Source organism: Leptospira dzoumogneensis, assembly GCF_004770895.1.
Lineage (GTDB): Bacteria > Spirochaetota > Leptospiria > Leptospirales > Leptospiraceae > Leptospira_B > Leptospira_B dzoumogneensis.
This window is the reverse complement of sequence record NZ_RQHS01000019.1, coordinates 253,465-278,309: the sequence shown is the minus strand read 5'-3', so window position 1 is coordinate 278,309 and position 24,845 is coordinate 253,465. Positions and strand designations below refer to the sequence as shown.

The 24,845-nt window shown below is 40.7% G+C and carries 26 protein-coding genes; 12 read left to right on the top strand and 14 right to left on the bottom strand.

The annotated features are described in order from the left end of the window. The first annotated feature begins 1 nt into the window (after position 1). Positions 2 to 1,801: a hypothetical protein gene (locus EHR06_RS14875; RefSeq protein WP_135757722.1), complete on the top strand. Its 1,800-nt coding sequence runs from the start codon at positions 2 to 4 to the stop codon at positions 1,799 to 1,801. A 51-nt stretch (positions 1,802 to 1,852) separates the two neighbouring features. On the opposite strand, the gene EHR06_RS14870 is transcribed toward EHR06_RS14875, so the two are convergent. From EHR06_RS14870 to murA, 4 genes are read right to left on the bottom strand one after another with little or no spacing between them, the layout of a single operon-like run. After that, positions 1,853 to 2,566 (bottom strand): hypothetical protein, encoded by a 714-nt coding sequence (locus EHR06_RS14870; protein ID WP_135757721.1) that lies wholly within the window; start codon positions 2,564 to 2,566, stop codon positions 1,853 to 1,855. Then, positions 2,563 to 3,744, bottom strand: coding sequence for a SpoIID/LytB domain-containing protein (locus tag EHR06_RS14865; RefSeq protein ID WP_135757720.1), 1,182 nt, complete (start codon positions 3,742 to 3,744; stop codon positions 2,563 to 2,565). Before EHR06_RS14865 ends, EHR06_RS14870 begins: the two co-directional genes overlap by 4 nt. Beyond that, the gene (locus EHR06_RS14860) at positions 3,741 to 4,391 is read right to left on the bottom strand and encodes a 4Fe-4S dicluster domain-containing protein (protein WP_135757719.1); all 651 of its coding nucleotides are present in this window, start codon (positions 4,389 to 4,391) and stop codon (positions 3,741 to 3,743) included. The genes EHR06_RS14865 and EHR06_RS14860 overlap by 4 nt, the downstream gene beginning before the upstream one ends. Then, positions 4,388 to 5,686 carry a UDP-N-acetylglucosamine 1-carboxyvinyltransferase gene (murA, locus tag EHR06_RS14855; RefSeq protein WP_135678621.1) on the bottom strand — a complete coding sequence of 433 codons (1,299 nt, stop codon included), beginning with the start codon at positions 5,684 to 5,686 and terminating at the stop codon, positions 4,388 to 4,390. Before murA ends, EHR06_RS14860 begins: the two co-directional genes overlap by 4 nt. 113 nt (positions 5,687 to 5,799) lie before the next feature. Between murA and EHR06_RS14850 the strand changes: the two genes are divergently transcribed. Next, the gene (locus EHR06_RS14850) at positions 5,800 to 7,581 is read left to right on the top strand and encodes an apolipoprotein N-acyltransferase (RefSeq protein WP_135757718.1); all 1,782 of its coding nucleotides are present in this window, start codon (positions 5,800 to 5,802) and stop codon (positions 7,579 to 7,581) included. Here EHR06_RS14850 and EHR06_RS14845 read toward each other — a convergent pair. After that, positions 7,578 to 8,729, bottom strand: a complete 1,152-nt coding sequence (locus EHR06_RS14845; RefSeq protein WP_135757717.1) for a hypothetical protein — start codon at positions 8,727 to 8,729, stop codon at positions 7,578 to 7,580. The two genes, EHR06_RS14850 and EHR06_RS14845, sit on opposite strands and share 4 nt — an antisense overlap. Positions 8,730 to 8,844: 115 nt before the next feature. Next, positions 8,845 to 9,279 (bottom strand): LIC_13246 family protein, encoded by a 435-nt coding sequence (locus tag EHR06_RS14840; protein ID WP_135757716.1) that lies wholly within the window; start codon positions 9,277 to 9,279, stop codon positions 8,845 to 8,847. A gap of 283 nt (positions 9,280 to 9,562) precedes the next feature. Here EHR06_RS14840 and EHR06_RS14835 point away from each other — a divergent pair, with 283 nt between their 5' ends. The 6 genes from EHR06_RS14835 (at position 9,563) to EHR06_RS14810 (ending at position 13,438) form a co-directional block, all read left to right on the top strand. Further along, the gene (locus tag EHR06_RS14835) at positions 9,563 to 10,096 is read left to right on the top strand and encodes an RNA polymerase sigma factor (RefSeq protein WP_135757715.1); all 534 of its coding nucleotides are present in this window, start codon (positions 9,563 to 9,565) and stop codon (positions 10,094 to 10,096) included. Positions 10,097 to 10,112: 16 nt separating this feature from the next. Next, positions 10,113 to 10,445 carry a hypothetical protein gene (locus EHR06_RS14830; protein WP_135757714.1) on the top strand — a complete coding sequence of 111 codons (333 nt, stop codon included), beginning with the start codon at positions 10,113 to 10,115 and terminating at the stop codon, positions 10,443 to 10,445. Between the two features lie 10 nt (positions 10,446 to 10,455). Beyond that, a complete protein-coding gene (locus EHR06_RS14825) occupies positions 10,456 to 10,809 on the top strand; it encodes a VOC family protein (RefSeq protein WP_244288616.1) in 354 nt (117 codons plus the stop codon). Positions 10,810 to 10,943: 134 nt separating this feature from the next. Beyond that, on the top strand, positions 10,944 to 11,519 hold the full coding sequence (locus EHR06_RS14820) for a hypothetical protein (protein ID WP_135614406.1): 576 nt from the start codon (positions 10,944 to 10,946) through the stop codon (positions 11,517 to 11,519). Positions 11,520 to 11,587: 68 nt separating this feature from the next. After that, on the top strand, positions 11,588 to 12,784 hold the full coding sequence (locus tag EHR06_RS14815; protein ID WP_135757712.1) for an NADP-dependent isocitrate dehydrogenase: 1,197 nt from the start codon (positions 11,588 to 11,590) through the stop codon (positions 12,782 to 12,784). A gap of 21 nt (positions 12,785 to 12,805) precedes the next feature. Next, on the top strand, positions 12,806 to 13,438 hold the full coding sequence (locus tag EHR06_RS14810) for a hypothetical protein (RefSeq protein WP_135757711.1): 633 nt from the start codon (positions 12,806 to 12,808) through the stop codon (positions 13,436 to 13,438). A gap of 9 nt (positions 13,439 to 13,447) precedes the next feature. On the opposite strand, the gene EHR06_RS14805 is transcribed toward EHR06_RS14810, so the two are convergent. Further along, complete coding sequence (locus EHR06_RS14805) at positions 13,448 to 14,239, bottom strand: response regulator (RefSeq protein ID WP_135757710.1); 792 nt, start codon at positions 14,237 to 14,239, stop codon at positions 13,448 to 13,450. 175 nt (positions 14,240 to 14,414) lie between these two features. Beyond that, entirely contained in the window at positions 14,415 to 15,596 is a 1,182-nt protein-coding gene (mazG, locus tag EHR06_RS14800; protein WP_135757709.1) for a nucleoside triphosphate pyrophosphohydrolase, read from the bottom strand. A gap of 171 nt (positions 15,597 to 15,767) precedes the next feature. Between mazG and EHR06_RS14795 the strand changes: the two genes are divergently transcribed. Beyond that, complete coding sequence (locus EHR06_RS14795; protein ID WP_135757708.1) at positions 15,768 to 16,286, top strand: DUF6580 family putative transport protein; 519 nt, start codon at positions 15,768 to 15,770, stop codon at positions 16,284 to 16,286. Positions 16,287 to 16,343: 57 nt separating this feature from the next. On the opposite strand, the gene EHR06_RS14790 is transcribed toward EHR06_RS14795, so the two are convergent. Beyond that, a complete protein-coding gene (locus tag EHR06_RS14790; protein ID WP_135757707.1) occupies positions 16,344 to 17,597 on the bottom strand; it encodes an LA_2444/LA_4059 family outer membrane protein in 1,254 nt (417 codons plus the stop codon). Positions 17,598 to 17,732: 135 nt separating this feature from the next. Here EHR06_RS14790 and EHR06_RS14785 point away from each other — a divergent pair, with 135 nt between their 5' ends. Together EHR06_RS14785 and EHR06_RS14780 are read left to right on the top strand one after the other, a co-directional pair. Then, positions 17,733 to 17,984, top strand: coding sequence for a cation transporter dimerization domain-containing protein (locus tag EHR06_RS14785; protein ID WP_135757706.1), 252 nt, complete (start codon positions 17,733 to 17,735; stop codon positions 17,982 to 17,984). A 69-nt stretch (positions 17,985 to 18,053) separates the two neighbouring features. After that, a complete protein-coding gene (locus EHR06_RS14780; RefSeq protein WP_208757807.1) occupies positions 18,054 to 18,614 on the top strand; it encodes an LOG family protein in 561 nt (186 codons plus the stop codon). On the opposite strand, the gene EHR06_RS14775 is transcribed toward EHR06_RS14780, so the two are convergent. The 4 genes from EHR06_RS14775 to EHR06_RS14760 are packed head-to-tail and all read right to left on the bottom strand — an operon-like array spanning position 18,615 to position 22,552. Continuing rightward, positions 18,615 to 19,712, bottom strand: a complete 1,098-nt coding sequence (locus EHR06_RS14775) for an ankyrin repeat domain-containing protein (protein WP_135757704.1) — start codon at positions 19,710 to 19,712, stop codon at positions 18,615 to 18,617. It lies immediately after the preceding gene. Further along, positions 19,682 to 20,704 (bottom strand): AEC family transporter, encoded by a 1,023-nt coding sequence (locus tag EHR06_RS14770; RefSeq protein WP_135757703.1) that lies wholly within the window; start codon positions 20,702 to 20,704, stop codon positions 19,682 to 19,684. The genes EHR06_RS14775 and EHR06_RS14770 overlap by 31 nt, the downstream gene beginning before the upstream one ends. 34 nt (positions 20,705 to 20,738) lie before the next feature. Beyond that, on the bottom strand, positions 20,739 to 21,926 hold the full coding sequence (locus EHR06_RS14765; RefSeq protein WP_279633356.1) for a M23 family metallopeptidase: 1,188 nt from the start codon (positions 21,924 to 21,926) through the stop codon (positions 20,739 to 20,741). Further along, on the bottom strand, positions 21,923 to 22,552 hold the full coding sequence (locus EHR06_RS14760) for a DUF2889 domain-containing protein (RefSeq protein WP_135757702.1): 630 nt from the start codon (positions 22,550 to 22,552) through the stop codon (positions 21,923 to 21,925). Before EHR06_RS14760 ends, EHR06_RS14765 begins: the two co-directional genes overlap by 4 nt. 116 nt (positions 22,553 to 22,668) lie before the next feature. Between EHR06_RS14760 and EHR06_RS14755 the strand changes: the two genes are divergently transcribed. Next, a complete protein-coding gene (locus tag EHR06_RS14755) occupies positions 22,669 to 23,466 on the top strand; it encodes an SDR family oxidoreductase (protein WP_135757701.1) in 798 nt (265 codons plus the stop codon). On the opposite strand, the gene EHR06_RS14750 is transcribed toward EHR06_RS14755, so the two are convergent. Continuing rightward, positions 23,467 to 24,783, bottom strand: a complete 1,317-nt coding sequence (locus EHR06_RS14750) for a formylglycine-generating enzyme family protein (RefSeq protein ID WP_135757700.1) — start codon at positions 24,781 to 24,783, stop codon at positions 23,467 to 23,469. Positions 24,784 to 24,845: the final 62 nt, after the last annotated feature.

Below are 24,845 nucleotides of genomic sequence, written 5' to 3'. Positions count from 1 at the left end.
AATGAGAACTTGCATCCAAATTTTCAAAACAAAAATACTTCCTAAGATCAAGAGTCTTTTTTCTAAAGAATCTTTAGAAGATCTTAAGGTCGGATTCAGAGAAAATATATTAAAAGATCCTAAAGTTGGAGTTCCTACGGGAGTAGGAGTCCTATTCTTGGCAATCGGATTCTATCTTTCATTTAAAGGATATTCCATAGATTCATCTATCAAAGATCCTGCTCTTCTCATTCCTAAAAAAGCAAGCCTGCTTGTGGAAGTGTATCGCCCTGAAGAGTTCGTGGAAGATCTGGAAAAAACGAATTTAGGAAGGGAACTTTCCGATGACGGCACTTTCCAAAAAATCCTAACTTTACCTGAACTTAGAAAGATCAGCTCTGTTCTTTATTTGTTAGAAGCAAAAGCCGGAGTGATGACTAAACCTTCCAGACTTGCCGCTTTATTCGATGGACCTGTCGCTGCTGCAACATTCCCTAAGTCCAATTTTTTACTCGTAGGTAAGGCAAGCGCGAGTTCCAAGTTAGGAGTGAGTTTGATCACCTCATTCAAGGGAGAAAAGATTGTAGTTAAAGAAACTCCAAAAGAACAAAAACCGCAAACTCCTCCTCAAACGGAAGAAGGATATTATACTCCTACAGGTTCAGAGACTACACATTCTGCGGATGATTTTGCGGACCAATTCGCTGCGGGTTCGGAAAAATTCGGAAATTTAGAAGCGTTTAAATACGAATTCGGTTCCGGAAAAATTTTAGCGATCGTGTTGGGAGATTTTATCATTCTCACTGATTCGGAAGATCTATTGGAAAAATCTTTAGATCTGGCTTCTTCTGCAAATAACGATTCTTTAGGAAATCAATACGGTTTTGATGTTTTAAGAAAGGAAGCTTCTAAAAAAGAAAATAAGGTCCTGCTCTATGCAGGGACTGATTCTTTGATTGCTCCATTTCTTAAACCTTCCTTCGGAAATTCTGGAGCCGCTTTACTTTTGGGATGGGAGACTGCAAAGAACCTGGAAGGAAAAATTTTTAAGATAGGTGGAGATAAAAACCAGGTAGTTAGCTCCGGCCCTGGTCTCTCAAAAGTTATACCTCGCGAAACGAATTTAGTATTTTATTCGGAAGAATTAAAACCATCCGAAGTTTGGAAATCATTAGAATCTATAAGCGGAGAATGGGAAGAATTCGGAGAAGGTTTAAATTCACTCGGTAAAAATGCAGGGATCCACGAACAATACTTCGGTTCTGAAAAAGGGATCGCTCTCAGTTTTAACGGATTGGAATACAAGTCGGGAATGGTGTATCCAAGGTTCGGGATCTCTTTGCCTGCTTCCGTTCCGGATGATAAACTTTTAAAGGCTATCTTCAAAGTAGGAAATCCAATCAAGGTTTCTTATCAAAATACGAATTTAGAATCTTATCCTTTGAAAAAAGGCGGCTTCTATACTCCTGCTTCTTTGAAAGTGGGAAATTGGAAATACTTGGCTTCCGATAGAAAAAGTGCAGAAGAAACAGTTTCTTCCGGAAATGGAAATCGACCGAACCAAGCGGATCTGTTCTCTTCCGGTCCTGCAAAAGAATTGGCTTATTATCCTCACCATTTAGTGGTTCGTGTTCCTGGAATCCTGGATGATCTCAAAAGTTTTTATTTATATGGAGCGGAAGGTTCTCCTGAATATACTTCCAAAACGATCGATAGAGATGTGCAGCCTATCTTAGATAAATTGAAAGTTTTCGAAAGATTGGTGATTTCTTTCGGTTCGGGTAAAGAGGGAGAAGACTGGGGAAAACTAAAGGTCTTCTAAATCATTCTAAAAGCGGATGTAGGGGCTCCAACACGATATTTGTTCTATAAGTCAATACCTCGACTTTACAAATTGCGAATATATATTTTGGATGTCAGGACTTTGAATTTCCAAAAAGGCGCGAAATCTTGCTTCTCCCTTTGTTTTTAAAAGCCAAGAGCCCCAGAGAAAAAGTTTTTGGTATAAGATCTTTTTCTTGGCTCCACTTTTTGTTCGGATTTCTTTAGAACATTCTTCATCGAATTTTTCCCAGCTCCAAGGAAACTTAAGATCTGCAGATGAAGGTTTAGGATTTGTAGGGTACAAAGATTCACAATAGGATTCCTGCATCCAAAAAGATATTGCCGATGATTTGGATTCCGGGGCTAAAAAATGACAGATCTCATGTTTGATCACCGTATCTAAAATTCCTCTTTTAGCTAAACTTTCCGGATTTTGAAAAAAGAATTTATTAGATTCAGGAGAATAGAACGCTGCAGTAATCCCGGGTTGTCCTGAGTATTTCCTAAAAACCTCGGAGTTCTCTGAAACAAAAATTTGAGCGTCTTGGGGAATTCTTCTTTCTAATCTTTCCGATTCGGATCGGATCTCTGCTGCGAATTTTTCCGCAAAAGTTTCGAGTAATTTTTCAGGGTTTTTTTGTCTATTCCAGTCATCTAAAAAGTAAAATTCGAATCCTTCTACTTTTCTTTTTGCGGATTGGGCGTTCGCGGCTTCAAAGAAGAATATTATAAAAAACAGATATATTATAAAAATAGATCTCAATGGATTTGCCTCAGTTCCGCATTCGGGAAATAAAATCGAAGTATCTCTTCCGATTTTGCTCCTCTAAACGCCATTTCTCTTGCTCCATACTGGCAAAGACCGATCCCATGCCCGAATCCTTTTCCTTTCAAATAAAATCCTCGAGAGCTTGTTTCGATCTTAAAATCGTTACTCTTGGTTTTATTCCAGCCCAATGTTTTACCGATTTTAGATAAGAATTCGGATGCTTGGATATTCTTTTTTCCGGAATAATCCTTATATTCTAAGGAACTTACTCTGGATTCAGAATATTTGGATACTAATTCAGTAATCTGTTTTGTTTCTAAGGCGGATCCTAATTCTTCTCTGGAGATAAAAGTTTCCCAAGAAAAATATGGGGAGTTCTTACATTGAATCTCTCCGCCTTGTGCATCTGAGCCGGATCTATAATATTGCGGGTTCTTAAAATTTTTCCAGAGAACGGAAGGAGAAGATAAATTTCCTCCGCAGGTAGAATGAAAGAATGTTTCTAAAATTTTCCCACTTCTATCTTGCAGAAGTATTTTTTTGGATGGGGAGAAGTGTATATTCTCCTTTCTTAATTTTCCTGAGAACTGGAGGCAATGGGTCAGATCGCAAAGATCATGGCCTTCTTTAGAATGCCTTCCTAGGTTTGCGAGTGCATACGAACGGATCATTGAAGATGCAACAATCGAGTATTCCTGCTTCCAGTTCGGATTTGGATCCTTTTCATTCTTAGGATAAAACAGGTCTCCGAATTCTGAGATCATTCCGATCAGTACATATTCTTCTAATGGAACCGTAAGTATAAGTTTTAATTTTCCTTTGGAGGAGCTGATTTCCAGGTCTCCTCGGTATTTTTTAGGATCCTGGTCTTTTGGAACTTCGAGTTCATATTCTCCGCCAGAAAATAAGATATGTTCCGATCTTGAGCTTTTAGACCCGTCTATAATTCTGATTTGATCTTCTTCCGCTCGGACTAAAATCGTTTTATCTTTTTCTAAACTATTTCTTCCTGAATATTGTATTCTGGAACCTTTAGTAATGATACGAACTGTATCCGGATAATATTTAGATAAAATACCGATCTTGATCTTATTCGGGATCGGATCTGAAATTAAAGAATTAGAGAATAAAAATAAAAACACCAAACCTGAAAGTTTGGAAAGATATCTCATTGTACTTGGATTGCCTTAGGAAATGTGGGACAAGAAGAAACACATAATCCGCAGCCAACACAATCATTCGAAAAACTTGGTTTGTTTCCTTTGAATTGGACTACATTCGGGATCGGGCAAGTGATCGCGCAGGTCTCACAGGTTTTTTCTCCCGTTCTGGAATTGATACAATGTTGGAAGAAACCTTTTGCTTTCCCGAATTTAGGAGATTGATTTTCTTTATAAGGTAAAAGTGCACCTGTTTGGCAAGCGGAGATACATGGATAATCTTTGCATAACATACATGCATTCAGATTCACATCCATATGAGGAAAATGTTTGCCTGTCGTATCGTCAGGAACCGGAAACAGAACTGAATAAGGACAAGCGTAGATACAATCACTGCAAGCAGTACATTTGGAAAAGAAACGTTTTCCTTTTGAGTCCGCTCCGGGAGGAAATTGTAAATTTCTAAAACCTTTAAATTTACTTTTTACGGTTTTAGGTTTTGGGACCTTGATCTGAGTTTTTTTAGGCGGGACCTTTTCCGGTTCTGCTTTTTTATCTTCTACTACAGAATTCCAGGTTTCCGAAATTTCATTAACGCCTTCTTCCATTACGGAAAAAGCTTTTGCTAAGCCTTTCCGGAAGAAGTCTTTTCGGTTCATTCTTCACCTATCCTCTCAATATGAGCGCCTAGAGATCTAAGTCTAGTATCTATGTCCTGGAATCCTCTGTCTATCTGAACGATATTATGGATGGAGCTGGTACCTTCTGCGCAAAGCGCCGCGATGATCATCGCCATTCCTGCTCTGATATCAGGACTTGCCACTTTTTGTCCGTAAAGACGATTCGGTCCGATCACGATCGCTCTATGCGGATCGCAGAGAATAATTTGAGCGCCCATCGAGATTATATTATCTACGAAGAATAATCTAGACTCGAACATTTTTTCGTGAATTAGAACTGTTCCTTTACATTGTGTAGCGGTGACTAACGCAACGGAAGTCATATCCGCAGGGAAACCAGGCCAAGGAGAATCGTCTATTTTAGGAGTGGCTCCATGATAGTCAGGAATGATCTCCATTTTTTGGTCGGAAGGAACTAAAATACCTCCGTCTTGAGGACGAACTTCTATCCCTAAGCGGGAATATACCATGCGGATCATCCGGATATCTTCCAGCTCCACATCTCCGATAAAAATTTCTCCACCTGTGACTGCAGCTAAACTGATAAAACTTCCGATCTCTAAATAATCGGATCCGATCCTATGAGGTTTTTCGGGAGTTTTTAAGGAGCTTACACCTTCGATCGTAAGAATGTTGGATCCGATCCCCGAAATTTTTGCACCTGCAGAAACTAAAAATTTACAAAGCCTTTGCACATGAGGTTCGCTAGCCGCATGACGTAAGATGGTTACACCTTCTGAAAGAACCGCGGCCATGACTGCGTTTTCCGTGGCAGTAACGGATGCCTCGTCCATAAGAAGGTCCGTACCTCTGAGTCTATCACCTTTTATCTCGTAACCGTCCGGAAATACTTCTATCTGAGCACCAAGTGCTTGGAGTGCGAGAAGATGTGTGTCCATTCTTCGTCGGCCGATCTTGTCTCCGCCCGGTCTTGGTAAAAACACTCTTCCGGTTTTGGCAAGGATCGGTCCTGCAAGTGTGACAGCTCCTCTGATCTTGGAACATAGTTCTGCAGGAAGATCGGATTTTAGTTCTCCATTATTACGAAATAAAAACGTACCTTCTCCCTTATCTTCTACTTCCATTCCTAAATGGCGTAGAACGTCCATGAGCATCAGAACGTCTGAGATCTGGGGAATATTTTCGATAATCACTTCGCCGGGAACTAAACAGACAGCGCCTAAAATAGGTAGGGCCTCGTTTTTATTCCCTTGGGGCATTACAGTTCCGTGAAGAGGATTTTTACCGACAATTTTGAAGTATGGAGAGCTCATGATTCGACCAGTGTTATTGGTATACTCATGCCTCCTTCTCCTACGGCAAGCACTTCATCAGAACCTAAATAGATTGACTCAAAAGGTTTTTTTTCCGATCAACGTTGGTATCCATGGATTCTTTTTTACATCGTTTTAGAGAGTTTCAAAAAACACTGTTTTTCGACTTCTTCTGTTTTCTCTGGCTGGGGATATTTGCGTTCTTAGCCTTTGCTCCTTTTTATCTCAGCCATTTAGTTTGGATCGCTCCTTTCGGTCTATTTTGGATCACTCATAAATATTCCGGAAGATATTGGAGATTGTTAGGATACGGTTTCCTATTTGGGGTATTCTTCTATGCGATCGCATTCCATTGGATCCATCATATGGCGATGGTTTTCGGGAATTTCCCCTGGCCTCTTGCATTTATCATTCTTCTCTTGGCAGGAGTTTTGTTCGGAGCTAAGTTCCCGATCTTCTTAATCTCTTACTCCTTTCTTTCCAGAAGAGCAGGTAAACATAGCGTTTGGGTAGCGGGTGTCTGCGGAATGGCTGCGGATATGATCGGTTACCAATTGTTTCCTTGGTATTGGGGAAATTTGGCGGCAGGGAATATCATACTCGCTCAAACTGTGGAGATCACGGGAGTTTACGGACTTTCATTCTTAGTATTCGTAATTTCTTATACACTTTTTGAAACGAATCTGTTGCATCTTCCCGAGATCTTAAGATCCAAAGATAAAAGATCCCATTTTATAAAATTCTGGTCCTTACCATTTGCGTTACTTCTTCTTTTCGTGATCGTTGGCTCTAGTTTGTATATAAAATGGAAGAATGTAACCCCGACTAAAACTCTCGAAGTTCTAGTAGTCCAGCCGGATGCTCCTATGAGTATTCGTGACGAAAGAGGAAGATCTCCTAGAGAAGTGATCGAAGATCTGATGGGCAGAATGGACAAGATGGTGGAGAATGCCGTCCAAAGAGCAGGTAAAAATCCTGACCTGATCGTTCTGCCGGAAGCTGGAATTCCTTATTTTTCAGCGAACCGCGAATTGTTAAAGATCAGAATGGGAGATCGAATCTATTGGCCTAGGTTTGATTCCTTGATGGTTTCATTTGCGAATAGATATAAAGCTACCGTATTCTTTAATGAAATAGACGCGGCTTATAAAACCAAAAGTTCCGGAAGGGAATATCTCAGGTATTTTAATAATAACGTAGTATACGATCCGAATGGTGTCAGAAGACAAGCCTACCAAAAACAATATTTGGTAATGTTTGGAGAGACGATGCCTTTCGAGTTCATGTACGATCTTAGTCCTCAAACCGGAAGGTTCGATCCGGGAGAATCTTTCGATCTTCTACATTATTATTCTGATATTCCTAAAGAAAATCCTACAACCGTTCTGCCTGTTACTTGGGAAAAAACAGAAGGGTTGGATGCTGAATTTGTAAGAAATTATTATTCTCCAACTCATACTGAATTAAAGGACGAAGGTGCTTTTCTTCCTTTGATCTGCTATGAAGTGATCGTTCCTGAATTTGTGAGAAAGTTCAAAGACTCCGGAAATCCTCAGTTCATTGCGAATCTTACCAATGATAAATGGTACGGGACCACTACTGAAAGTGACCAGCATTTCGAGTTAGGAAGATTGAGAGCGATAGAATGGAGAAGGTGGCTGGTCCGTTCTACTAACTCCGGAATTTCAGGTTATGTAGATCATCTGGGACATTTTATAGAAGGCAAATCCACTTCTCTAATGAAAGCGGAAACCAGTTGGCAGCAGATCCAAGTGATCGATTCTCCTCCCGGTTTTTATATTCTATATGGAAACCTGATCCCTTGGATCATGATCGTCCTGACGGCAGTATATTACGGAAATCTGCTGCTTCGTAATAATAGATCTGAAACCTAAGGATTGATCAGGTAATAGGAAAAAATCCCCCGGAAGTTTTTATCTTTCGGGAGATTTCCTTCCGGAATTTGTGCACAATCCAATTTGGAATCGGTGATATAATAAAGCTGATAAGGTTTCGTAAAAAACAATCGAACAAAAAACCTAAGAACTGCGGATATGTTAGATAGAACATAGATCTGTCCGACAGTATGTTTTCTAGAAACTGTTAAACTGCAGGAACCACTTTCATCCAAGTAAAACTTTTCTTTGATCGGAAGATGATAACCTGAAAAAGGTTCCGTCTCCGATTCTAAAACTTCTGACTTCAAAACTTTTGCGGAGAATAACATTTTTCCGGAAGGATCCAATGCACTTACTGTTCTGACTTCTTCTCCCGGAAAGTTTTCGTTCCCTATGAAACCGCCTGCGAATAATCTTTCTCCTGCACTATTGATGGAGCGGTATAATTCCCAGCGCCTGCTGTATTTATACACTTCGTAGTTGGTAAGAAGATGTTCCATTCCACCTCTTCCATTCAGCTCCATTCTATTTCCGTTCAAGATTAAATATCCTTTTGCAGGGACAGAAGAGAATGCCATGTCTGCTTGTACAAAACTATCCTTTTCGGGCAGATGTATTTTACCCCCGGAAAGAGAAACTGCTTTGGACCAGCCGGTTTTATAACTAATAACAAGTTCGGCAGTATCAGTGATCATTTTGATCTCGGGCCCGGCTTCTCCCTTATACACTGAACTATCAAAAATTTCTAATTCTAGATTTCCACTTTCTGCTTTGAGTTCGTCTTTTGAATATTCTCTGGTAGAAAATTGTGTGCCGTTTTCTTTATCGTAAACTACAAGACTCACTCCGCAGTTTTTGGTGCCAGGTCCTAGATTACTCACTATGAATGTGGCAAAGATCCAAGTCTGATCATCCGTAAATGAATAGTTCCAGGCTTGGAAATAACCTTCTTGAGTATAGGGATGAAATCCCATTTCGTGTTTGCTTGTTTTTCTGGCCTGGATCTTTGTCTCGTCTGCGGATAGTTTCCATTCTCCTAAAGCACAAAATATGAGTAAGAAGATCAAAATGGATTTGGGAAGAATGGTTTTAGATCGTTTAAAAGAACAATCGTTCGCCGAAGAATTTTCGGATGAGAAAAACATGGGGATCAATTCCTAACCCTGGTTTTATTCTCCGGCAAGCAATTCTTGTCCGGGTGAAATAAATTTTCCGGATTTTGTTTGGACTTCTAAACGATTGATCCCCTAACTTTTGAAATTAACTACAATCCAAATCTATTTTGTCCTCCTCCGATTTGGATGCAGGCACGCAGGAAGATTCGAAAATATCACTCAAGCATCTAATTTCATAAGAGGGATGATCCTTTACTCCTTTTGCTTTCATTTCGTCCCTTTCCATTCTGATACCATCTATATGTATCCAAGAATCCGATTCCGATTTTCCTCGGGTCTCTATCCGAGCATAGATCAGATATTCGTAATCTCCGAACTTCTTCATAAAAATTTTAGAATATCTAAAATCCGTTCTTACTAATTTTCTTCGGAAGTAACGAAGCTCATTGGATTGGGAACCTTGCAGGGAATCGTAGAATCTATTTACGGAATGTATAATTCCTAAAAAACCCAATTGATCCGTTTTTAATTTCATCCAACCGAAATGTTCTTCTATTTCTTCGCTTCTTTTAGCCTTCATAAAATCCTCCGGGGAAACGGGTTTTGGCCGAAGGAAATGGCTGAAAAAAATTTAGAGTTTTGGAAAAAAATGGGATCTAATAGATAAACTTAGCTTTCTTACATGGGACCTTTGTATCGAACTTCAGGAGTTTTTATGCAGAGCATTTTAATTACGAATGGGTTCTGGTCCGGAATTCTTCCTTTTTGGATCATTTTTTTTCCGTTTCAAACCAATTCTTATTAAAAAAAATCCAAGGAAAATCCCACTGAAACAACTACTTCTCTAAGGAAAGAGAAACACATTGGGATCCTTGGACACGATATACAGACGGGAAAGAGATAGAATCCTCGCATGGGTTCGTTCCAGGGTTGCGGATCCGGAAGAAGCAGAAGATCTTCTTCAGGAATCTTTTTTAACCGCTGTGACCGAACTGGATTCCGCTGGGTCTATCGAATATCTTTTAGCTTATGTGTATGCGGTTCTTCGAAATAAGGTCGGGGACTGGTACAGATTTAAAAAAGCGGGGAAGTATTCTAACTCTCGTTTAGAGCAGGAGTTTTTCTTAGAGGATGCGTTACCTGATAGAGCGGCGGGACCTGAAAAGGAATTTTACAGAAGTCTTGTGCTCCAGGAATTAGCGATCGCTGTAGAAGAGCTGCCTGAAGAACAAAAATCAGCGTTTGTACAAAACGTGTTCGAAGGAAAATCCTTCAGAGAAATTTCGGAAGCCACCGGAATTCCGGAAGGAACTCTCTCAGCACGAAAATCTTACGCTAAGGATTTTTTAGCAAAACGTTTGAAGGACCTAAAGGTTTTCTTTCTGGAAGAGTTTTGAGTTTTGGAGGAAAACCATGCACGGTTCAGACGAGTTTAGACATAGATTAGGGAAATTTTTTCTGATCATATTCTTTATGCCGTTGTTCTTCTTCGGTTTGGCTTATGCGGTTTGGCAACTTTGGAACTGGTTGCTTCCCGATATTTTCGGGATTAAGCAGATCAGTTACTGGCAGGCTTTAGGTTTGTTCGTTCTTTCACATATATTGTTTAAAGGCGGACATTGGTTTGGTCCAGGCCATCACCACGGTCATAGAGAAAGAGCACACTGGAAACGTAGAATGAAAGAGAAGATGAGACACAAACTTCAACAGAAGTTAGATCAAATCGATCGCGAATTAAGGGAGTAAAATTATGTTTATGGAAGTAAATCATATCGGTATCACCTCCCGTGATCCGGAAGTAAGTGCGAATTTTTATCGTGAAATTTTCGGTCTCCCCCAAGAGGAGGAGACCGAAAAAGCCGCGAAAGTTTTAGGCATCGGAAAATCGAATATAGCGATTTATGGAGAGAAGGATGATCCTTCTTCTCCCGTATTTGAGTCCGGCTGTGACTTTGCTATCAGAGTGGATCCGAAAAGTTTTAGAGAGATCGAACAAAGATTATTCTCTCAAAGATTGGAATACGGTGTTCGTAAATCTTCTAAGACACTTTTTCTAAATTTCCAAGACCCGGATGGTTACCTGGTTGAACTCATGTGCGAAGAGGAATAGATCCCGATCTTAATAGGCAGGTTTATTCCTTGGGTACCAAACCTTTCCCCGTAAGTGGTATATAAGAACGGAATTCGGATCTCAAGATAGAGATTGCCAAAAAAGGCCGAGTAAAAAATGTACTCTTTACCCACATGGAAACGGAATTACTGGGCCTGTTCTGGACGGAAAAGATCAAGCTCAGCCAGTACACTATCCAAACCGTAAAGGATCTAAGCGATTCACAGCTGGATCATACCGACGCGTTGGGCGAAACAATTCGAAGATATTTAAACTCCATAGTTGCTTCCGACTTTTTGTTCCGTCTTTCCCTTCCTGTTTCCTTAGGGATCAGTTCTATTCTTCCTATTCCAAGACAAACAGAGTCCGAGGTCGAAAAAGACCTAGTTAAAGTAAGAGACCTGTTCGGTTCTCCGGCGCTTCCCAGCAATTTGAAAGATGTAATTGTTAGCTCCGCAGAAGGTCTGTATTTCGAGGGATGTAATCCTTCTCTTCTTCCCACCTTACAACGCTGGAAAAAGATACTTTTACGTTTAGAAAAGTCCATTGTGGGTCTGGATGGAAAAGATCCTTTAAAATATCGTTATTTTTCAGTCCTGGGTATCGTTTCCCTTCCGGTAGCTATCAATTACTTCTCCACCCAAAACCTATACTATCTCCGAAGCGGAATCTTGAAAATAAAGGAGAATCCTTCTTTCCCGAAGTCCTAAGTCCTTAGAAGATGGAAAAACCTAAGGTTTAAACCTACAATCCATCTGACATTCTAAGGAGAATTCCAATGGCTAAAATTAAGGTGAAAACTCCTCTCGTCGAGCTCGACGGGGACGAGATGACACGTATAATTTGGAAAGAAATTAAGGATCGTTTCATTCATCCTTATCTTGATATTGAATTAGATTATTATGATCTAGGCGTTGAATACCGCGATAAAACCGACGATAAAGTCACCGTAGATTCCGCTAATGCTATTTTAAAATACGGGGTCGGCGTTAAGTGCGCTACAATCACTCCGAACCAAGATCGAGTGGTTGAATACAAACTCAAAAAAGAATGGAAGTCCCCGAACGGGACAATTCGTTCCATTTTGGACGGAACCGTTTTTCGTAAACCGATCATCGTAAACAATATTCCTTCCGGAGTTAGATCCTGGGAAAAACCGATCGTAGTAGGTCGTCACGCATTCGGTGACTTATACAAAGATACCGAACTTTATATTCCGGAAGCCGGTAAAGTAGAGATCGTTTTCACAAGCAAAGACGGAAAAGAAAAAGAAAGAGTTACCATCAACGATTTCGACGGACCTGGTGTAGTGATGGGACAGTTCAACTTGGACAAGTCCATCTATAGCTTCGCAGAAGCTTGTTTCAACTATGCGATCTCCGAAAAGATCAACGTATGGTTTGCGACTAAAGATACCATCTCTAAAAAATACCACGCTCGTTTCCGCGCGATCTTCGAAGAAGTTTCCACTAAAAGAGCTGCAGAACTAAAAGCTGCAGGGATCGAATACTGGTACTACTTAATCGACGACGCAGTCGCTCAGATCGTTAAGAACCCAGGCGGAATGCTTTGGGCTCTAATGAACTATGACGGAGACGTGATGTCCGATATGGTGGCTTCCGGATTCGGATCATTAGGACTAATGACTTCTGTTCTTGTTTCTCCAGACGGAAAATTCGAATACGAAGCGGCACACGGAACTGTGACTCGTCACTACCGACAGTACCAAAAAGGAGAAACCACTTCTACTAACTCTGTAGCTTCTATCTTTGCATGGACCGGAGCTCTTGCTAAGAGGGGAGAATTGGATGGGACTCCTGATGTTGTTTCCTTTGCTCAAAAATTGGAGAAGGCGGTAATCGACACTATCCAAGCGGGAGAGATGACCAAGGACTTAGTCCTACTTACCACAACCAAAGGCCCGAAACAATTGGATACCTTCCAGTTTATGGAGGCGATCCAAAAACGCCTTTAGTGTAAGATGGGAATCTCATCCTTGAAATCTAAAGACACAAACAGAAGAGGGAGCCATTTACGGTTCCTTCTTTTTTTATTTTTGATCACTCCGATTTTCGGTCAAAAACTTAGCTTACCTAAAGATCCGACTCTCCCGAATGAACCAAGTTTGGATGCAAGAGGGGATGCTCCTAATTCTTCCAATTCTTCTAATAATCAAAACTTAGGACCGAATGTGAAGGCTTTCTTTTGCGATGGTAGAACAATCACCGGCACTTGGAAAGCTGCGCCTAAAGAATTCTCATTCAAACATACTAGAGAGAATGTACAATATTCCAAAACCTTAAAGTCCGAAGAAGTATCTAGGATTTTACTTAAGGCTTGGAAACTAGTCCAAGGAAAACCGAATTCTCAAGGAGTTCCTTATAAGGCGGAACCTTGGGAGATACATTATAAAACCAAAAACGGGGAAACATTCGAAAGAATAGGAGAACTCAAAAAGGATTTTGGAGAACTCAAGATCCAAAATGAATTAGGAGAAGCGAATTTGTTTTTCTATTGGATCGATCTATTATTCGAAAACAAAACTTGGTTCTCTAAATTGCCTAAGATAGAAGGTGATATCAGAAGAGAATGCCATCCGGACGTGATCGTCGGGATTGAGTTTCTTTAATCCGCTCGATTATTTCAAAAAATTGCAGATCTCTTGCATATCATAAGGTTTAGAAAATAATTCCACACCGCTTGGGATCTTGTCCCTGGTAAAAGAAGATTCTTCCGCAGCAGAAGTGATCCCTAATCTTATCCGAGAGAAATCCGGATTTTTTTGGACGATGCTGCAGAGTTCGTTCCCATTCATTCCGGGCATGTACATATCCGTAAAGATCGCCTCGAAATCTCCGGGCCTTTCTTCTAAAATTTGGAGGGCATGTTTACCGGAAATTGCAGTTTGGACCTCTGCACCTTTCGATTCTAATAATCTTCTGAATAGCATCAGATTCAGTTCCGAATCGTCTATGATGAGTACTTTCCGTTTTGCTAAACTAGGGTTTTTTTGAGAAGGGTCCTTCTTCTCTTTGATCAGATCTTTTACGATCTCGTCTATTGTGGATTGGAAGGAACTCAATTCCTGGGTTTTTTCTATGAAACCGTCAGCTCCTGCATTATGAGCGATCATTCTATTTTCCTCTGTAAAATCGGAGGTAACGAATATGATTGTTGCTCCGGAAGAAGCGAATTTTTCCTTCTTATCTTTGCTTCTGATCTTTTTGCATAGATCGAAACCTGTCCCGCCTTCTAAATGGATCCCTAATGTGATCAGATCGAATTTTTTCTCTCTGGCAAGTCGTGTCGCTTCTTCCACATGAGAGACTTTTTGGACTTCGAATAAGGATGAGGAGAATTCGGAGGAGATGATCTCAAGGATAACCTTGCTAGTATCAACAATCAGTATTTTCAGTTTTTCCGAAGGCAAACCGGCACCTTCCTGGAGGCCGCCTTTATAAGGTATTTCCTGATTTGCATTCATGTTATTGAAGACGGATAGAACTTTCGATCTAGATTGGAAAAACCGTGTCTTTATTAAGGAAATTTATTATAGACTTTTGATATATGTCTATGTATCCCATAACGGATCATTCTTCTTTCCCTCAAAGCGTTTTGTTGTAATCGCGGATAGATCCTAAGATTGCCTCGTAAATATCTTCCTGGGTTTTGTAAGAATTTCCAGACAAATCTTCCCAGATTTTAGGATTCTTTTCGGATAGATTCAGATAGAAGATGGGTTGTGCCTTTCTGCCCCAAGGGTCTACACTTGGCAATACAGTCATAGATCCGAATGCGGAGAATACCAACGAGTACTCCGCCGATTTGTAGGAAAAATTATAAGTTTTAGGCCAGTCTGTTTCAGTACCTTGTTTCCAAACCAGATAAGAAGAAAGTCCACGAATAAGGTCTGAAACGTTAGACTGTTTTTCTTCCAAAGGATTTTGAGTTCGGTTTGCAGGCTTTTTTGCTTGGTTCCAAAGCTCCTCAAGTTCGTCTAAAGGAGTTTCCGAAAACTTACGGCTTGATTCTCCAAGTTTTGCTTCTATATATTCTATTCTATGTTTGAATTTTATATTGGTCCTGGTAAGAGAGGACTCCGCAGAGACTCCCAGCTTTCTTGCCAGATTTACGATGGTAAAAAGTAGATCTCCCAATTCTTCTTCTATCCTGATTTGATTGGAAGAAGGATCCGAAATTCCTCTGATCTCGTCCAAGAACTCCTGCAATTCTTCATTCAGTTTTTCTTCTACACCTTTGATGTCTTCCCAATCGAAACCCGCCTTGGCCGCTTTCTTCTGGAATTTTTCCGCCTTTAATAGAGACGGAAATGTTTCAGGAACTTCGGATAAGATCGATTTAGCTTTGGAAGTCTTTTGTCTGAGTTGTTTCTCTTTTTCTTTAAATAGATCCCAGTTTGCGACTACCTCGTCTGCGGAAGAGATATCCTTTGTTTCCGGATCGAATACATGAGGATGGCGAAGCACAAGTTTTTCCGCCACATCCTTTGCAATATCTTCTAGACCGAATGCACCTCTTTCGGATGCGATCTGAGAATGAAGTATCACTTGGAATAATAGATCTCCCAATTCTTCCTTAGTATGTTCGTCGTTCCCTTTGAGTATTGCTTCTACGACTTCCTGGGATTCTTCGATTAGATAGGGCACTAAGGTAGAATGTGTCTGTTCCCTGTCCCAAGGACAACCTTCCGGACTTCTGAGTTTGGAAGTTATGTCTTGGAGAAATGCCATCGAGTTCGGATAGTCTTTCGGGTCAGGAGCTTTCATTAAGTACTAGGCTTGATTTTCGATTTTGAATTCCCAGTCTTTTTCCCGGAAATGAAGATTGACTGGGGAATTTAGCCTCTCATCCTATCCGAAAATCCCTGTTTAAACCTAAGTGCTTTTCAATTTAGAGTGCTTATGTTAAAATCGGGTAAAAAGGATACCAGAAAGAACATGTCACTATCTAAAAATTTGGTAGCTTTCGCATTACTCGTATTTGCGGTTCTCAGTCGTTTTCTTCCTCACTTACCGAACTTCACTCCGGTTTTAGCGATATCCATTTTCGCTGGGGTTTATTTCTCTAACCGTTGGTTAGCGATCGCTCTTCCTTTGGGAATTATGCTGATCAGCGACCTAGTAATCGGTCTTCACGATTTGATCCCGGTAATTTACGGATTGTTCGTTGTGTATGCGATCGTAGGAATGAAGATCAAAGATCGTTTAGGTCTTGGTTCTTTGGCGATCACCGGTCTTGCAGGTTCGGTTTCATTCTTCGTAATCACAAACTTCTTCGTTTGGTTGACTTCAGGAATGTATACTTTGAACGTACAAGGATTAGCAGAATGTTATATTGCTGCGATCCCTTTCTTCAAATACAGCCTGCTCGGGGACTTTACTTATGTTTCCGTTCTGTTCGGTTCCTTTTATCTATTGGAAAAGAACGGATTTGTGGCTTCTACCCAAGCAGCTTAATTTTCTGTAATAAGCGAAGCGTCGCAGTTCAAGCGGCGCTTTTCCTTCTTCTCTTTCCTAAATAGTCAAAGTTAAACTTAGATAAATTCCATAGAATTTATCATGCACTTCTTTTCGTAAGGCTGCGCCTGTGGAGATCTGATCTAAAGGTTTGGAGACCTGATTTAGGAATAGTCCATCGCCCGGCGCTCCGGGGAAAACATTCGCATTATAATTATAACCGGAGACTTTTGAGATCAATTCAGTGTATTGGAATCCTAAAGTATATTTTAACCAGCGGCTTCTGAGTAGAGAAAGACCAAAATCGATCTCGTATCCTGTTCTGCTCAGAACGTTCTCTTTCAGTCCGCCTGGAGGGGCAGTATCTAAAATATAAGGTCCAGTGATCCCGTTCAGAATTCCTTGGGTGTTCCTATTATAATGTCCTAAGGTCCTGAAATAATCCGCTTTAAAATGTCCTAATAAGAATGCGTTGAAATTTTTGAAGATCCGTACTCCGATTTGAGGACCTAATCCTCCCGCTTTTTCTTCCGATTTTCCGAATCCATAATTTCCCGGGATCGCTCCGTATTCACTGGAAATGATATCTAGGTTTCTTGCCCCTACTGCTACACCGATCCTTCCGGTTGCCGTATGCATATACCAAGCGAAGTTCAAAGAATAATCCAATCTTCTGTATTGAACGGAATGATATTGGACTGGAGCAAGTGCAGATAATACGGAAGCAGTGTCTACAGTCGTATAAGAAGGTCTGATCTTTAGATCTAAATAATTGAATTCTATTCCGAAAGTTTTGGCAGTATTCAGATAAGAAAGTTTGATAGGGATTGCGGTCTTAGTATTTCCTTGGGGACTGGAATAACCTGTGATACTGTCATTTAACAAGTTCGGATTTACACCGGCACCTGCAGCAGTGGTTTGAGCATTTTGGTAAGCACCTACTGTCGACAGGATCGTATTATAATTATTGACCCCGATATTCTTTTGTCTGGCTAATACCTCGGATTCCCAAGTGGATTGTAATGCTGCGAATTGAATATCTAAGGTAGGTCTGGTATAAGGTTTGGATAATTCTTGGTCGTGAAGTTCGTTTCGGATATCAACCGCTTGTTTTCTTTTTTCTGCAGCAAGTAATGCGAGCCTTCTTCTTTCTGCTTGGACCTGGGATTTACCGGCCTGATATTCCAACTCGTCTGCTTCTTTTTCCAAGGCATCCGGATCCGGTAATTTGCCCTGAGAAAATACGGGGCTGGATACGAATAGAAAGACGCCTAAGAATAAGGATGCGGAAAGTTTCAGAAAAGTCTGCAAGGTCTACCTCTAAGTATTTCGCGTAGCTTTGTAAACGGAAAGACTAAGTATCTTGGACGCAAGACTCCAATTCTTTTTTATAGTAAGAATGAAAAAAGGGAGGAAGTATTTTCCTAAAATCGAAAGTTTTGAGGTATGGTTTTCGACTTTTCGGACGAATACAAAGAAATTGTCCAAAACATTCTTTCGGATCGGTTTCCTCAGGTTTCTAAAATTTACGATCTGAAAGCCAGATCCAAGGGAGAAAGGAAATTTCTTGAGTTCCGATTGGAATTCAAAAAGGAAATCCAGACTTCCGAATATCCTAAGATCTTGGAATTTTTACTAGACGATCTTAAACAAGAATTCCCTTATACGGAGATCCTCATTTATCCGAATCAAGGATAGATCCAAAATCTTTCCTTTGATCTGCTCCTTCTCTCAAATCAGGTTGCCAAACCCAATTCAAAATCGATCCTGACCCAGATGAAACCAGCCATTTGTGTATTCTGCGGTTCCAGACCTGGCAAGGAACCTCGTTATCTCCAAGCCGCAGTATTCTTAGGTCATCTAATGGCCTCCGAAGGGATCGGGCTGGTGTATGGAGGAGCTACCTCCGGTTTGATGGGAGCGATTGCCGATTCTGTTTTAGAAAAAGGCGGGTCTGTGATCGGTGTGCTTCCTGAATTCCTTTCTAGTAAAGAAATTGCTCATAAAGAAATCACAGAACTGATCTTAGTTCCTACCATGCATGAAAGAAAACTTTTAATGTATGAAAAGTCCATCGCGTTCATTGCTTTGCCGGGCGGGATCGGAACCTTAGAAGAATTGGTAGAAGTCACTTCTTGGAATCAACTTGGAGTTCTTTCCAAACCGATCGGTATACTGAACGTAAACGGATTTTTCGATCCACTATTACAACAATTAGATCATATGGTAGAAGAGGGTTTTTTAGATTCTCAAACAAGAGAATGGCTGGAAGTCAGTGCGGATCCGGAAGAACTTTTCGAAAAGATCATCAAAAGAAGCAGGATCTGATTATTTTCCTTCTTCCGGATTCAGGAATTGTTTAAATATCTGATGCAGGGCCGGGCTTTCGGAAGCTTCTGCAAGAGCTAAAGGAGAATTTCCTTCCTTATCTGTGGAATAAGGAGAAGCTCCATTCTTCACTAATAATTCGATCAAATCCGTTTTTCCGGACCTTACTGCGAGTAATAACGGTGTGCGGCCAAGCATATCTCTAACTTCTGCCTCGTAACCATTGCTTAGGATTTTTTCCACAGTGTCCGTTTTTCCTTCGGAAGAAGCTCTGAATAATAAGGTTATCGTGGCTTTATTTATGACCTTGAGAGTATGATGGAATTTCATTCTATCGGCTTCTTCTTTGGCTGTTTTGCCGCTTAGGTTTTTGGCCAAAGGATCTGCACCCAGGTTCAGTAATCTTTCCAAACATTCTACGCTATCGTACAATGCGGAAAGAAGAAGAGGAGTATTCCCGTCTTGGTCCTTATTCTCCAATAAAGAACGAACTTCTTTATTTTCCGAGAATAGATCCAATATTTCATAATCATTATGTAATGCAGTTAGATGAAGGATTGTCCGGCCTTCCGAATTTTTCTTTTTAGGATCTGCACCTTTTGAAACCAGATATTCTGCGATCTCTAAATGGCCCATGTCCACCGCGAGTAGAAGAGGAGAATAACCTTCTCCATTTCTGGATTCGATGTCAGGAGGATGATTTGGCAGATCGAATAAGATCTCTACTAATTCTAATGTTCCGGAGCTGATTGCTCTGGTTAATGGAGTATTTCCATCCATATCCCTGAGTTCGGGATCTGCGCCATAATCCAATAGAATTGTGGTGAGTTCCGCATTTTCGGATTCTAATGCGAGAAGAAGTGCTGTCTCTCCTCTGGAGCTTGTTTCATTCGGATCGGAACCGTACTCTACTAAAAGATTTGTGGCTTCTTTATTTCCTTCTTTGATAGCCCAGTACAAAAGTCCGCAGCCGTACGAATCTCTTAATTCAGGAAATTCTTCCGCGAAACCATCTCTTGTCGCTGCCTCTGATAATAAGGCGCGAAGGGTTCCGTTGTTTCCTGTTTTTACTGCCCGAAAAAGATCGTTCCAGTCCACGCCTGATTCTCCAGGAGGTAATACAATCCCAAGGTCGTTAGAAAAGAAAGCGGTATTCCAATTCCGACTAGGGAAACGGCAAGTCTAGGTGCAAGTCCCCATTCTGCTGCGAGAAGACTTCCCGTGATCATGGGAGCCATTGCCGATTCCATAATTAGTATCTTAAAGTTTCTGAAAAAATCCACACCCATATTCTTTTCGGAATAATGGAAGAATGTTCCGAAACAAAGCCATACAAAGATGGGGCCTATAAGAAGTTTAAATACTAAGCCGAATAACAAAGGAATTCTTATCCTAAAAGAATCGTCTGATTCCCTCTTGGGATTTTCGGCATTTGGTTCTTCGGAATTGATCCGAATGGTCCCGGGAAGTTGGTATCCAACTGAAAAAAGAGCCAAAGGAATGAGGGTGTCCCCGATACTTGAGATCGCGGATTCAAGTTCCGGAGGAACGGAAAGAGGACGAGAAGCCAGAGAAATCAATAACGCGATGAAGGGAGGGAATGTGAATAATGTTTTCCAGAGAGAAGACTTGCTTTCCGAGGATTTGAGTGCGTGTCTTGCCTTTGTTCCTAAATAAGTTCCGGGAATGGCAAGAGTGAGAAATGTTCCAAGCTGGTCTATGATCAGAACTGTAGGAAGTCCATCTTTAGAGTAATAGGACTCTATCAATGGAATTCCTAAAAAGGAAGTATTTCCTAGTCCTGCGGAAAGGCAAAGGCATACGATCGTACTTTCTTTCCAATCCAGTAACTTTCCGAAAAAGCTGAAAAACAAAAATCCGGATCCAAAAAGCACCCAAGGCATCGCCGCGAATGTTAAGAAGTTCCCATCCAGAGAAGCATGACGCAGCGGTCCGAACTCCATACAAGGAAGAGAAACCGAGATGATAAACGAATTGATAACCTTATGGGAATCGGAAGGGAATATTTTTCTAGTGCGGATCAAGATCCCGAACAGAAAACAAAGTCCGATTACTATAAAATTAGACATGGATCGATCCTTTTCACTCGAAAGCGAATTTAGGTCAAGGAAGGATTTGTAGGGATCCTTCCCCGATCTCTTTTTCTTCTAGATAGAATTTGATCTTATATTTTCCTGCGTTCAGAACCGGTTGGATTTCCCAGGCTTCGAAATTGATCCCTCCTGGGATTTTTTCCTCGAAAGTAAAACTTGCCTTTTTCGTTTTTAGGGAAATGAATTCCGCCTTAAAAGTATAAGGCCCTGATTTATAGATCGGGATAGAAAGATAAAATTTACGTTTTGCCTGAAGTTTATCGGGACAAGAAGAAGGTTTATCCGGGTCCGGAATAGAATGACTGATACAAAATTCTTCTATATTTGTGATCGGAAATCCGGGAGGAGTTTTTCCATCCGGGGTCCAGTAAGCATTTTCTTCGCTTAGATATTCTTTTTCTTCCGATTCTGTTTTGAATAAGGTGGCAAAACTTTTTTTTCTCCGGTTCTCTTCCGGTTTATAAACTTCGAAATGTAAATGAGGTCCCGTGCTGAATCCGGTATTTCCGGAGAGTCCGATCTTTTGTCCTGCGACTACTTTCTCTCCAGGTTTTACGAATACACCTTTGGATTTTAGATGTCCATAGATCGCAACTGTTCCGTCCGAATGTTCTATCACGATCCGGTTCGCTTTATCGATCAGCTTGGGGTCTCTTCTTCCTTCCGTAAATTTATCTTCTGTTTCCACTACGACCCCGTCTCTTGCCGCTAAAAGTGGAGTTCCTTCCGGGAGAACAAAGTCGAGAGAATAAGCTCCTCCACCTTTATGTTCTTCTCCGCTATTATAACCTACTGAGATCCAAGACTTTCCCTCGTAGGGAAGAGTGTATACGTAGGTTTCGTCATGTTTTGCGGATAAGTCTCCGTAATAGGCCACTGCCAATACTGCTACCGAAACAGGAGCTTCCGTATTCTCTTTCTTTTTGAAGGTTAGCACCTTCTTCTTCTCCGGATCGTTTAATACGAATGAGACCGGGCTTTGGGGTTCCGTTTCTATATTAGAACCTTCGATTGCAGTATAGACCGTGATATGTGTTCCAGGGATTAGATTTTTTGCTTGGAGATAAACTGAAGTTTCTTGGTTCTCCGTTTCGATTGAAGAACAGATATTTTTTTTATCACAGTTTTCGTTGGTATCTGCAAATACAGGGCAGAAACAAATGGATAAAATAAATACCGCGAAACTTCGGATCATCATGTTCCTCTGGCGCTGCGAAATTCTTTTACCATCAATGATGTGATGCTGTCAAGAGGTTTCACCTGCTGCTTCAATTCAGGAGTTTCATGTCTATCGGAGAAACTATAACAGGAATTTCGGACACCTTTGTCTTTCATCCACCAATGCCTTCCTATCTCTCTTCTGGATTTCGGATCCAAGTCACCTTGGTACATTCTATATTCGTCCCATTCAGGTGGGAAATTTCTTTCCTTTAGGAAGAATGCATACGCGGAAGAAAAACTTTGGGCAGCATTTTGTAGAAGTTCGTTTATATGAAGACAACCTATCGTTTTATCTTCGGGGAACTTTCTCATAATTTTATTATAAGAAATATCTTCTCCGATCAGATAAGAATATGTTTTGATCGCATGAGGACAAGTTTCGTAAGGAACTCTATCTTCCTCCACATCCAGATCCATAATTTTCATAGTGGCTAAGTTCACTAACATGTATAATGTCATGTCGTGATACGGATCCCTTTGGCTGACTTCTATCAGACAACTAGGAGGACTTTCTTCCGGAAACCAATAATATCTGCTTTCGTACCTGCGCTGGAAACCGCAGTCTTTATATCTGATCTTTTGTTTTAATTGGGAAAGTGCCATACATTCTCCTGGTTCCTTTTTTTTCCCAAGAGATAGTCCTGAAAGGATTTTACCGTGTTTTGATTTGCTTTTTTAGCATTCTTACCTAATCTTCTACCTACTTTACGGAATTTGGAATGGGGTCGTTTTTTCAAGATAAGGTTTTTTTAGTCACCGGAGCAAGCTCAGGGATAGGCAGAGCTTTGGCTTCCGAGTTGGAAAAGGAAGGTGCCTTTGTAGGAGTTATCGCGAGAAGAAAAGAAGCCCTTAAGGAACTCAAACTTTCCGCTTCTCATCCTGAGAGGATTTTTGTTTTCCAAGCGGATGTAATGTCCGAATCTGAAATGAAAAAAGTAGTCGAAGAATTCCGTAAAAAATTCAAGAGAATAGACGGCTTTATTCATAATGCAGGGATCTCTATGAGAGGAACTGCGGCCGAGACAGATATAAAAATTTTCAGATCCATTATGGATACGAATTATTTTCCTTTAGTGTTCTTGTATCGACTTTTGGAATCGGATCTTCGCCAAAGCGAAGGGCATGTGGTGGCTATTTCTTCCATACAAGGAAAATTCGCGACTCAATTGAGATCCGGATATGCGGCTAGCAAACATGCGATGCAAGGTTTTATGGATAGTATCCGATTGGAAAACGCCAAAACGGGGATCCACGTTATGACTGTATGTCCAGGCTTTGTAAAAACTGAAATTTCGATTAAGGCTTTAGCGGGAGACGGAACTCCTCATGGAATTATGGATGAAGGTCAGAAGAACGGATTAGAGCCCGAGTCGGTCGCTAAAAAGATCTTAAAAGGAATAGAGAAAAGAAAAAGAGAGATCATTCCTTCCAAATTGAAGGAAAAATTCGGTTATTTTTTAAGCAGGATCTCACCTAAAACTTTGGATAAAATTCTAGTAAAGGTAAGGATTTCCTAATTAGTTCTTCACTTCCGTGATAAGTCTAAGACCTGCTTTTCTATCATTCAATAGATTCGGAATTCCACCGAAATCTCTTGCATAAACTTTAGCTTCTTCTTTGGTTCCAGAATAAGAACCACCTCGTATCACTTTTAAATGTTTTCCAAATCTTCCGGTGTTCGGTCTATGTCCTGGATAAGGTATATAAGGAGAGCTGGTCCATTCTGCAACGTTGCCGCACATTCCGATCGCACCATAAGGGCTTTGTCCTTTGGAAGGAAGTTCAAAAACGGAGACCGTTCCCTTGCTTCCACTTTCTCTAGTATTACAGAGTGCTGAATCGAATTCGTTTCCGAATGGATAGTCTTGCGGCTGGGAGATAAATTCGTAACTTTCGTCCTTTAATAACCTCCAGACGAGTCCTGTCCCTCTAGCTGCCTTCTCCCATTGCCATTCGCTTGGGATCTTTTTTCCGGCCCATTTAGAATAAGCCTCTGCTTCTCTATAAGTTAAGTTGGTGACGGGGTGATATTCTTTTCCTCTAGGAAAATTTCCGTTTTCCCAATGAGGCGGGGGAGGAGTTCCTGATTCCTTTAAGAATTTATTATATTCTTTGTTGGTTACTTCGTATTTATCTATATAAAAGGAAGAAATTTCCTCTAAGCTGCTTCTGTCAGGAACTCCGAATTTAGGATTATAACTGTCGTCCCCGGGATCGGAACCTTGTCCATATAGGAAATATCCCATATGTTCGTATAAGATCTTTCCGTTGGATTCATAACCGGTATGGACGAGCACCATTTCTTTTCCGTCTTTCGGATGAAGAATTACCTTTGCTAAACGATTTCGGACCACATCCGTCGCATCAAATCTAGAGGGATCTTGGTAGAATGTTTCTTCTCCATAAGCACCGATCAAAAGTCCTACACTGATCAATCTTGCAGGTTTACCTTCTGCTACCGAAAAACTCCCTCTCAGTTCTATGGAAACAGGTTTTGTGAGTTTTCCAACTTTTCCGAATTCAACTTCTATGTTCTCGATTTGGAATGTGCCTATTTCTTCCATTTTAGGTTTTCTGAATAAAGGTAGATTCGGTTTTTCGCCGAGGATCCCCCTGATCTCTTCTTCGGAACGTTCCGAAAAGTAGGAATTCCTACCTATCTTGATCTTTGCTTTTCCTTTATTCCTATAAACGGAAAGAACCTCTCCCGTCCAAAGTACTGTCTTTCTGGTATCGGAAGATTGGGTTTCCTTTTCTTCTTGGCTTGTCCCGGTTTCCGAAAATAGAAATAGCAAACAGAATGAAATGAATATGATAACTCTGGTCCTGGACATAGAAGAGTGAGGTCCTCTAAATTTAAAGATCGGCAGAAATTAGGATTTTTGGACGGTTTTTT